Raw genomic sequence first — 10,475 nt, 5'->3', positions numbered from 1 at the left:
GATGTTAAGACTAATGTTTTAGATTAATTGTAAAAAGTCAACATTGAATAAACGGACGAAAAGTGATGGAATTAGTTCGTATTCACCAAAAAATTGTTTCGAAACTAGGGAAAACAAAGGCTTTGATTTTTGTTAACGAAACATACAAAGCCAAAACAGTTGTTTTGAACCGCGAAAATTTCAGTTCCTTTTTATAAAAATAAAATTAATAAGGCTTTTTTCTTACGCATAACTTTTATCTATTAGACTTTTGGTGATGTGCCTTCAGTATATGAGTCGAATAAAAAGGTCAGGAAGATTTTTTTTAGTTTCATTTTTTCGGTACTCTTGTCAACAATATGGAATTCCGATTGTTGTTCCAATAACTATTTAAACTGTAAAATAATGAAGAAGCTAATTTTTATCCTGTTAGTTGGTTTAACAATAACCACACAAGCACAAACTGCCAGTTCGTATGAAGATGCTCTTAAGTTAAAAAGCGAAAGCAAATTTCAAGAGGCATTTCCAATGTTTCAGAAGCTATTAAAAAGTGATAGCAGTAATGTAAACTACTTGCATCAAACCAGCTTTCTTTACTCCAAATTGGGAGTAAGTCAAAAAACCGAAGCCGAAAAGTTGAAATGGTATAAAACCGGAGAATATTTAGCACAAAAGGCAATAAGGTTGGATGATAAAAGTGCCGGAGCACATTATGCTTATGCTTTGTCGCTCGGGCGTTTAAACGAAAACGCAAGTAGCAAAACCAAAATTGCAAATTCAAAATTGATAAAAGCAGAAGCAGAAAAAGCCATAGCCTTAAATCCAAAAGAAGCCGGCCCCTATCATATTATGGGTAGATGGCATCGTGTAATTGCAGGGTTTAATGCAATGGAAAGGGTTATGATCAATGCTTTTTTCGGAGGAGTGCCTATAGGTGGCACATACGAAGACGCAATCAAATTTTTTAATCAAGCCATAGCGCTCGAACCGAACTATGCCCTGCATCAATATGAAATGGCCATGACCTATTATGAACGCGATAGTGGCAATGATAAGGTGTATGCAAAAGTTTGGTGCGAAAAGGCCCTAAAATGCCCTGTATTAAATGATGATGACAAAGAGACCGTTAGAAAATGTAATGAGTTAATTAAGAAATTGTAACAAACTCCGGAAAAAGTAACAGTGCAGTGCAGCCTGGCGCCAATGAATTAAATATGAAAGTTGTATTATTATTTTATAAAAATAGCATTAGCATTAATACAGGTATTACATTTGCACTGTTTAAACAAATCGATAAAATCTATAGAAAATGAAAAAATTAATGATGATGGTAGCCGCTGTAAGTTTTGCAGCATTAACTACTGTAAGTGCTCAGCAGGCTGTTACTCCTGCATCTGCTCCAAAAGCTGAAACAAAAAAAGAGTGTTGCAAGAAGGATGCAAAAACAGCTTGTTGCAAGAAAGACGCAAAAGCATGTTCTTCTGCTGAAAAGAAAGCCTGCTCTCACGAATCTAAGGCTGAAGTAAAGCCTACAGGTGCTGAGGCTCCAAAGAACTAATTGTCAGATATTCTGACTTAACAAAAAACTGCCATCAACTGACGGCAGTTTTTTTTTGGTTAATTTTGACCATACTTCAAATATTGAGTCTTTAAAACGTAAATTTGTTTTACTAAAAAAGGGAATGACATGAAAGGAAGAATAATTGCAATTTCGATTCTATTAATTTTTTGCATTACACGAGCATCTAAAGCTTCGCAGATATTGATACCCATGGACGAAACGCAGAGCAATCACCTCAAAGCTTATGGGGTAGCCTACTGGGTGCTCAATAATGGTGTAGAAATACAGTGGCTGCTCAATTACCGCGGTGGTAGTTTTATGATAACCAATGCCGGATTGATAGAAAGTGAATGTAAAATCCGTGGTGTTTCTTACGAAATAATTGCCGATGCTCAGGCGGGAGCCATATTAGCAGAAATTGCAAATCCTGAAGTAAACATGGAAGTGATGAAACTGGAAAAGCCCCCCAAAGTTGCTGTATATTCTCCTAAAATAAATTGCCTTGGGACGATGCCGTTACCCTTGTGCTTACCTATGCCGAAATACCTTATGAATTAGTATATGACGAAGAAGTAACTACCGGACTCTTACCTACCTACGATTGGCTGCACTTGCATCACGAAGATTTTACGGGTCAGTATGGAAAGTTTTATGCTATGTATCACACGGCACCATGGTATCAGGAGCAAGTACGTACTGATGAAGCTATGGCGCATAAACTAGGATTTAACAAAGTATCTGAAATGAAACTGGCAGTAGCCTTAAAGATCAGGGATTTTACTGCTGGTGGAGGATTTCTGTTTACTATGTGCAGTGGCACCGACTCGTACGATATTGCTCTTGCAGCGCAGGGTGTTGACATTTGCGATCGGATGTACGATGGCGACCCTCCTACTCTAATTACAGTTCGAAAATGGATTTTTCGCAGTGCTTTGCTTTCGAAAATTTTAGACTTAGCACCAATCCGATGGAATACGAATTTAGCAATATTGATATATTGCCCGGTCAGCGGGGTATTTCAAAAGACAATGACGTATTTACCTTATTTGAATTTAGCGCTAAATGGGACCCGGTTCCTACTATGCTCTGTCAAAATCATACACAGGTAGTGCCAGGATTTATGGGCCAAACAACCGGTTTCGATTTGAAATTTATAAAACCATCAACCCTTATAATGGGTCAAAATAAGGCAGGTAGTTTTGCAAAATATGTGCATGGTGAATTCGGCAAGGGCACTTGGACTTTTTACGGTGGCCACGACCCCGAAGACTATCAGCATATGGTGGGCGACCCTCCTACCGATCTTAATTTGCACCCCAATTCGCCCGGCTATCGTCTAATATTGAATAACGTATTGTTTCCTGCTGCTAAAAAGAAAAAACAAAAAACATAAATCGCCCCATTACTTGCGACTACCAATTTTTTCTCAGCAATATCTACTATATGAAAAAACTCTCCTTTATTGCCCTCACATTAACTTTGTGTTGTTCTGTTGTTACCATTTACTCCTGCCGAAAAAGTAAGGTTGAAGATACCGATCAGCTTTTATATGACCTGGCCCATCAAAATACCGGTTTTATATGGTATAAAAATTTCAACTCGCTTTTACCAAAAAGCAGTGGCAGTGGTCATGCACAACCATTTCTTAAAGTGCGCTATAATAACATTGCTGCTACTCAATTAGACAGTGCTGGCAAAGTTCGTATCAATGCAAATTTTCCTCAGGGTTCGCTTATCGTAAAAGAGTTGCATCAGGATGGTGGCACACTGGCCCGCTACGCTATTTTGTATAAACAAACGGGTAATGGTTATGCCGATGCACGTGGTTGGGTGTGGGGATATGTAAATATTGATGGCAGTGTTGTAGAACCTAGCGTAAACAGAGGCGCTGCTTGTGTTGGTTGTCATTCGCAAACCGGCAGTATCGATTATATGCTGATGAATAAATATTTCCCATAAAATACTTCACAAGCCATGCAACATCGCAGTTGCTCTAAGTTACTGAACCTCCCTTTGTTCGAAATATTAATACACTCTTTTCTGAATTAATACAATGGCATAAGCTGCAACACCTTCTTCGCGGCCAATAAACCCAAGGCTTTCGTTTGTTGTTGCTTTTATCGAAATATCATCGGTTGAGATTTCTAAAATAGGCGCCAACACTTCCTGCATGCGTGTTATGTGAGGATTAATTTTTGGCTTCTCCAAACATACGGTGGCATCTATGTTTACTACTTTGTAATTCTTTTTATCAAGCAAGGCCATAACCTCAGCAAGAAGCTTCTTACTATCTATACCACGGTAGCTTTCATCGGTATTAGGAAAGTGATGGCCTATATCGCGCAAATTGGCAGCACCAAGTAAGGCATCGCATATAGCGTGCAGCAATACATCGGCATCGCTATGCCCTACCGCACCCTTGTCGCTTTCCAATGGCACACCGCCAAGCCACAACGGCTGTCCACTCTGTAACTGATGAACATCAAAACCAAATCCGATACGCATATTATTTTATTATTGAGGTTTATTGTACAAAGATAACATTCTATAGGTGCGTTCTGACAAACTTAAAATTGCTTTTCTATCAATAAATTAAAAGCATATTTGCAAAAAAAATAAAAATGGCTCTACCAGATATTTTCTCAAAAGATGTGTGCGATACGATTGTTGCACGTGTAAATAAGCTAACACCTCAATTGGCCTCGCAGTGGGGAAAGATGAATGTAGCGCAAATGCTTGCGCATAGCAATGTTACTTACGAGTTGGTTTATACCAATAAGCATAAAACTCCCGGTATGCTTATGAAATTTATTCTAAAATCTTTTATAAAGAAGAATATTGTGAACGAAGTTCCCTATAAAAACAACCTGCGTACTGCACCAGCATTTATTATTGCTGATGAAAGAGAATTTAATACGGAGAAAAAACGACTATTAGAATTTATAGACAAAACCAGGCAATTGGGCAGGTCTCATTTTGAAGGAAAAGAATCGCATAGCTTTGGAAAACTGACTGCACAAGAATGGAACAACCTTTTCTACAAACATCTCGATCATCACTTAACTCAGTTTGGAGCTTAGGTTTATTATTCTTCGTTTAAGGCAACCAATGCCTTTACCAACTTTATTTGCAAGCTGCAGGCAGCTTGCAAAACATAATGCTCACTTGCCTGATTAATGGACACCTGCTAACTAAACGCTTCACTTTTTTTTGTAATTGCTATGGTGAATTCGACTTCCTTTACTTTCAACTAATGGAAGTATAACAATACCCTTATAGCTGGCAGCGCTTTTTTCCACCATTGACTTTATAAATTTCCTCTATGATTTAGTTCATAATACATATGACTTTTTTGCAGAAAGTTTTTACCTCAAGAAATTGTTTTACGATATGATTTTTCACAACTAGCTAGGTTTTAGTGACCTTGCTATTAATGTGTTCTTGCAATCTGTAACAATAAGCACTTTTCTACTAATGAATCTGTTGGAAACAGGTTTTGTTTTTTTAAGCACCGCAAAAGCAAGTGCCTGTGCGATAAATGGGAAACAACATTATCTAAAATTACTACTAAAAGTCATTTTACAATTACAGGTGGTCTCAAAAAAAAACGCCAAAATCATATCCATATTGACAAGCCAACGTCAAACCAAGTCAAAACTTCGGTATGATTCAAAATGTGACAGCCCTACTCCACCAATACACGTGCATACTCTTTACCATAACGAATAATGTAAATGCCAGCACTTAGCCCATCTAATGATAGCATTGCGGTTTGCCGCATGTTAGACAGTTGTTTTACTATTTGTCCGTTTAGATTTAATACTAACACATCAAATTCTCTTTCGTGGTTGGCTATAAGTTCGTACTGATTGTTGCCTGTAGTTACCAAATCAAAAACATCGCTATTGATTGTTTTAGATGACTCGTTCAACATCATGCTATCAGTTGTAAAGGTTGTTGGTTTACTTGCTATCGAATAGATGTTCATATTGGCATTGCAACGCTTGCGCACCTTTACAGTGTACTTGGAGGCTGGCGCTAATCCAGTAAGTTGGGTTAAGCTTGTATTAACAGTTAACTTGCTCCAAAGGGTAGCATTTTGCTCTTTGTAAAAAATGACGTTATCATCAAATTGGCAACTTTGCACATCAGTCCAAGATACTTTGGCGGTAGTCGTGGTAATATTGAAAACTTTGACTTTGGTAGTAATTGGCAACTGACATACTACTGGTGCTACATTGTTACTATCACTATAAATGTTGACGTTGCTGCAATACACGCGCTTTTGATAATAGTAAGATTGTGGGTCGGTGGGGTTCTGATAGCTTAACATTACGAAGTGACTTTTACTTGCTACCGAGGTGAGTAGCGTCTGATTGGCAAAGTTTCCTGAACTATCAGAAAGATAGAGCCTGTAAATATTGCTTGCATTTGTAAAGCGGCCATAGTAGTCAAAGGTACAAGTAGTGAAATCGCCCGGACAATCGGCATGCTGGGTACCAAACCAGGCATCAATACGTGGGTTTACCCTGCTTACAAGTACATAATCAAAACCGCCTTTGGGATTTTTAATATCTCCATTTACAGAGTTTGCCTTACCCACCATGTATAGATTCTCGAACTTGGTACCTACAACAAAGTTGTCGGTTGCAAAAGCAATAGCAACATCGTTCTGGCTGCCACCATAACATTTGCTCCATTTAAATACCCCATTAGAATCAAGTTTTAGCAGCGCCATATCATTTTTGGTTACGGCATGGTTTCCGTTAATGTCGCCATTGTTGCTTGCAGTGGTTGCAAGTATGGCAATGTCAGTACCCATGGGACTAACATCCTGTCCCACATCTGCCAGGCTGCCACCGTAGTTGTATACGTTGACAGAGGTTGCCATATTCGTTGCATCAAAAGAAAATAGCATCACATCTTTATTTCCCTTATTGTTATTAAGGTCACCATTGCCTGAACGTGCATAGCCGGCAGCAAAATATCTGCTTTGTATTTTTTTTATGCTATAGAATTCATCATCCAAACTGCCGCCAATACAACGGCTGCTCACCTTGGCACCAGATGCTGTATCACCAATTATTACTATGCCATCGCGCAAGCCATTATTATCAGCTGCATCATTATTACTTGAAGCAGAAACGCCAACCATCAAAAACCGGTTGCCATCAACCAGAATTTTACGTGCATCATCATTTGCAGAACCGCCAAAAGATTTTTCCCATATAAGCGAAAGGTTGAAATCGAGTTTTACTGCCCACATGTCGCGACTACCCAAACTAGTGCTAATATCACCATTGCTGCTTGCCACACTTCCGCATGCATAATAGCTGGAACCTATACATACAATACTGTTGCCAACATCATCGGCAGTGCCACCCAGGCATTTTTGTTTTTTTAGATTGCCAAATTGATCAATGGCTAGTATCCACATATCGCTTTTTCCTCCCGCCCCATGCAGGCCACTTACATTACCATCGTTGCTATTGGTATGACCTGCAAGCACAAAACCGCCTGCCTCGCCCAATGCTATACTCATTAGCCGGTCGTTTTTGCTACCGCCAAAAGTTTTCTTCCACAATATTTGACCATCCTCGTTTACCTTTATAACCCATCCATCGCTTCCTCCATGATTTCCGCTTACCATGCTATCATTACTTAGCGTATAACCACACATTACATTGCTGCGGTCGGGCAATAGGATTGATCCGGTACACACATCCTCTTTGCTGCCACCAAAATTGTCGGTAAATAGTTGTTGTGCAAAACCACACACAGATGTTAGAAGCGCTAGTGCTAAAAGATAGTTGCTTTTCAATTGCATGAAAATTAATTTTTATGTGATTAAACAAATTTATTAGAACAGAAGATAAGAAAGCGCAAAACTAATTTTACACTTTGTTAACTAAGCAAAACGTCAGTAACAATAATGATGCAATTTATTAATATGGGTTGGCAGTATACCCTGTAGTTTTTGACTTTAGCCAAGCGTTATTGTTTGGTGGCTGTAATTTATTTTGGCTTGCTTTTACTATAGGGAATTCGTAGCCCTATACACCATGTTTTTTTCAATTGAAGCCAACCGTTAATTCTACCTTACGTTTGCAATTCTTAAAATTTATTCTTTCAACCCATTGCGTTTATCTTACTATAAATGGCAGTGCAATAGGAAGTTCCGGAGATGATGCATTGCTTTCGATAAAGAAAATGAGCAATCAGCGCTTTGTTGTTTCAGGAGGCACCAATACAGCAGCAGGTTACAAGCACAACCTACTCATGATTCTTAATTCGCAGTTAAATGTAATGAATAGTGCAGCAATTAATTTTCCATTTAAGACCCTCATTCTGCGCAATGCGGTTGAGAATAGCGATGGATCTATAACTGCCTTTAACTACGATTACCTGGCGGGTAATACAGACATGGGATTAGTTAAGTTTGACTCTATGCTAAATATGACCTGGGCTAAATGGTATGGAGATAATGCGCTGAACAAAACTCTTCATGGACTTATTAAAGATGGAAACATTTATTCCATTGGTATGGGAGAGGGCTTTGGCTTTGTGGATATCAATATAATTATGGTGCAAACGGATTTGAATGGAAATACTGTCAACAATGCTATTCGGCAGATTCCTTTCCTACTCAATATACCTATTCATATAGTTCTATCGGTTATACACCCACAATCTCTCCTGTGCTTTTGTATACTCAGGTTGCGGCATCTGCCATAACATCACAAATTGGACATATCCAAATATGTAATTATCTTCTTGCGCCTGCCGTCAATCTTGCTTCGTCCGACACCATTTTTTGTGACAAGAATTCGGTCAATTTTTTTTTATCAGCAAACAACCCCACCTCATGGTTATGGTTTTTTCAAGGTGGAAGACCATCTGTTAGCACAGCGCAAAACCCAACAAATATTTATTTTCCAAATGCGGGAGCATTTGATGTTTTGCTTATAGCCTGCAATTCTGCAGGCTGCGATACGTTATTTATTCCCGGCTTTATAATTGAGTATCCACTACCGGTGCCTCCCATTGTAACGCTTCAAGGCGACACCCTTTATTGCTCACTAGCAAACCAATATCAATAGTTTAGCACAAGCAATCCTACGCAAGTGCTCGATACCAATGCATGGTATACACCTACTGTAAATGGCAACTAATACTGCCTGATTACAGATACCAATGGCTGTCAAACTCCAAGTAACATAGTTGGATTTTTTCTTGGCACGTCAACATTCTCAGGTGCCAACGCTAAGACGCCCCTAATGGTTCTTAACAACCAGATCTACTATAACTTGCCAGAAACCAAAGAACCCATTACGCTAGTAGTTTACAATATGCAAGGAGCTATACAGCAACATATACAGGTACGTGGTCAGGGGAGTTTGATGCTTCAAAATATCGCTGCAGGCTGCTATTGAATTTCGCTTATAAATACCGATTTTATTTATAACACCCACTTGGTTATTATCAACTAAATAATATGTATGAATCCAGCATTTACAGGCATTTCAATGCTACTGCCTTCCCTTATACTCGAAATATATTTTTGGACAAATCCAAAGTTGAACTTTGGATTTGTCCATTTCTATTCTTCCCATTCTTGTAACTATTTAGAGCGGATTAGTAATAATGAACCGTTGCCATCGATAACGAAAATTGCATTAATAATTTTCATTTTTCCTATAGTTTACTTTACAAATTCTCATTTCCTAAATTGATTATTATTGGCTCAAGAGCCTTGACTGTGTTGATTTAAGAATTTAATGGCACCTTCTTCACTATTCAAAAACAGGAGAATCAATGTTGGACAAATTCAAAGTCAAACTTTGGATTTGTCCAAAACACCTAAAAATTATATGAATACTAATTATTTTATAAATATTGCAATCCTCCGGTATGCAAACACAAAATATTCGCTCCCGGCTCGAAGTAATTATTACGAACTAATGCATCTACACCATACATCATTTTTCCGGTATAGATAGGTTCGATAGCAATGCCATGCTTATGATAAAATGAGTTACAATAGCAGCTAAGTTGGTTATTTCTTTTACCATATCCCCCAAAGTGAAAGTCACCAATCAGTTTAATGTGACTTCGTACCTTTTCATTATCATTTAAATTCTTTTGAATTCTTGCGTGCACATCTTGCAATTGCTTATGCACCACTATGCCGCAAATTATACTGTTGCTTCCAAGCGCAATTCCTGAGCATGTGGCACCTGTGCCTACAGCAGTTATTATGTGAGAATATGAATTTGCTATGCCTAGTAACATTAATGCAGCTCCCTTCACCCCTTCAGAATTGTCGCCACCTTCAGGAATAATAAAAGCATTAGGAAACTTACACTGCAATTGAGCAAGGTATGCAGGCTGATTGCGCAGACTATACTCGCTGCGCGAAACAAAATGCAAATGCATGTCATGAAGTTCGGCTTGCTTTAATGTTTTATTAGATTGTGCAGTTAATTCATCTCCCCTAATAAGTCCTATCGTTTGTAAGTTGAGTAAGTTACCGGTTGCTGCTGTAGCAGCAACATGATTGCTATAGGGTCCGCCAAAAGTGAGTAGAGCCGAATTCTGCTGTTGCAAAGCTTTTTGGATATTGTAATACAACTTAAAAGGCTTATTGCCATTGATTGACGGATGTACTGCATCAAACCGCGCCATACTTACGGCAACATGAGCAGCATCATAGATGCTGCTGTGCAACCGGGCAATAGGCGGAGCAATTAATAATTTATCAAGCAGTGTAGTGGTTGCATTCATTGGTGCAAATAACTGATTTGCAAATTGAATTGAAAGGCAGTGTTTTACATTTTTCTATGCCATACGAATCCCTAACTTTTTTTAGTTTTAAGAATTCATCTTGCTGGCCTTTTAACTTAATCAAATACTTTTGCCCCATGAATGAGGAAAA

General features: G+C 38.5%; 9 protein-coding genes and 1 pseudogene. 7 read left to right on the top strand and 3 right to left on the bottom strand.

Going from position 1 to position 10,475, the window contains the following annotated elements:
• Positions 1 to 384: 384 nt before the first annotated feature.
• The 4 genes and pseudogenes from IPO27_14735 to IPO27_14720 all read left to right on the top strand — a co-directional run bounded on the left by IPO27_14735 (position 385) and on the right by IPO27_14720 (position 3,499).
• Positions 385 to 1,140 carry a hypothetical protein gene (locus IPO27_14735; protein MBK8847722.1) on the top strand — a complete coding sequence of 252 codons (756 nt, stop codon included), beginning with the start codon at positions 385 to 387 and terminating at the stop codon, positions 1,138 to 1,140.
• Positions 1,141 to 1,288: 148 nt separating this feature from the next.
• Entirely contained in the window at positions 1,289 to 1,537 is a 249-nt protein-coding gene (locus IPO27_14730; GenBank protein ID MBK8847721.1) for a hypothetical protein, read from the top strand.
• Between the two features lie 129 nt (positions 1,538 to 1,666).
• Positions 1,667 to 2,933, top strand: a pseudogene (locus tag IPO27_14725) (asparagine synthetase B).
• Positions 2,934 to 2,983: 50 nt separating this feature from the next.
• On the top strand, positions 2,984 to 3,499 hold the full coding sequence (locus tag IPO27_14720; protein ID MBK8847720.1) for a hypothetical protein: 516 nt from the start codon (positions 2,984 to 2,986) through the stop codon (positions 3,497 to 3,499).
• Between the two features lie 66 nt (positions 3,500 to 3,565).
• Here IPO27_14720 and IPO27_14715 read toward each other — a convergent pair whose 3' ends face one another.
• Positions 3,566 to 4,045, bottom strand: coding sequence for a 2-C-methyl-D-erythritol 2,4-cyclodiphosphate synthase (locus tag IPO27_14715; protein ID MBK8847719.1), 480 nt, complete (start codon positions 4,043 to 4,045; stop codon positions 3,566 to 3,568).
• A 116-nt stretch (positions 4,046 to 4,161) separates the two neighbouring features.
• Here IPO27_14715 and IPO27_14710 point away from each other — a divergent pair, with 116 nt between their 5' ends.
• Positions 4,162 to 4,620 (top strand): DUF1569 domain-containing protein, encoded by a 459-nt coding sequence (locus IPO27_14710; GenBank protein MBK8847718.1) that lies wholly within the window; start codon positions 4,162 to 4,164, stop codon positions 4,618 to 4,620.
• A 605-nt stretch (positions 4,621 to 5,225) separates the two neighbouring features.
• Here IPO27_14710 and IPO27_14705 read toward each other — a convergent pair.
• On the bottom strand, positions 5,226 to 7,367 hold the full coding sequence (locus IPO27_14705) for a fibronectin type III domain-containing protein (GenBank protein MBK8847717.1): 2,142 nt from the start codon (positions 7,365 to 7,367) through the stop codon (positions 5,226 to 5,228).
• A gap of 278 nt (positions 7,368 to 7,645) precedes the next feature.
• Here IPO27_14705 and IPO27_14700 point away from each other — a divergent pair, with 278 nt between their 5' ends.
• Both IPO27_14700 and IPO27_14695 read left to right on the top strand, forming a co-directional pair.
• Positions 7,646 to 8,275 (top strand): hypothetical protein, encoded by a 630-nt coding sequence (locus IPO27_14700; protein ID MBK8847716.1) that lies wholly within the window; start codon positions 7,646 to 7,648, stop codon positions 8,273 to 8,275.
• Positions 8,239 to 8,640, top strand: a complete 402-nt coding sequence (locus tag IPO27_14695) for a hypothetical protein (protein ID MBK8847715.1) — start codon at positions 8,239 to 8,241, stop codon at positions 8,638 to 8,640. The genes IPO27_14700 and IPO27_14695 overlap by 37 nt, the downstream gene beginning before the upstream one ends.
• Before the next feature lie 787 nt (positions 8,641 to 9,427).
• Here IPO27_14695 and IPO27_14690 read toward each other — a convergent pair.
• Positions 9,428 to 10,324, bottom strand: coding sequence for a pyridoxal-phosphate dependent enzyme (locus IPO27_14690; GenBank protein ID MBK8847714.1), 897 nt, complete (start codon positions 10,322 to 10,324; stop codon positions 9,428 to 9,430).
• Positions 10,325 to 10,475: the final 151 nt, after the last annotated feature.

The sequence above is a fragment of the Bacteroidota bacterium genome (assembly GCA_016714535.1).
Lineage (GTDB): Bacteria > Bacteroidota > Bacteroidia > AKYH767-A > OLB10 > JADKFV01.
This window is presented reverse-complemented; position numbering and strand designations above follow the sequence as displayed.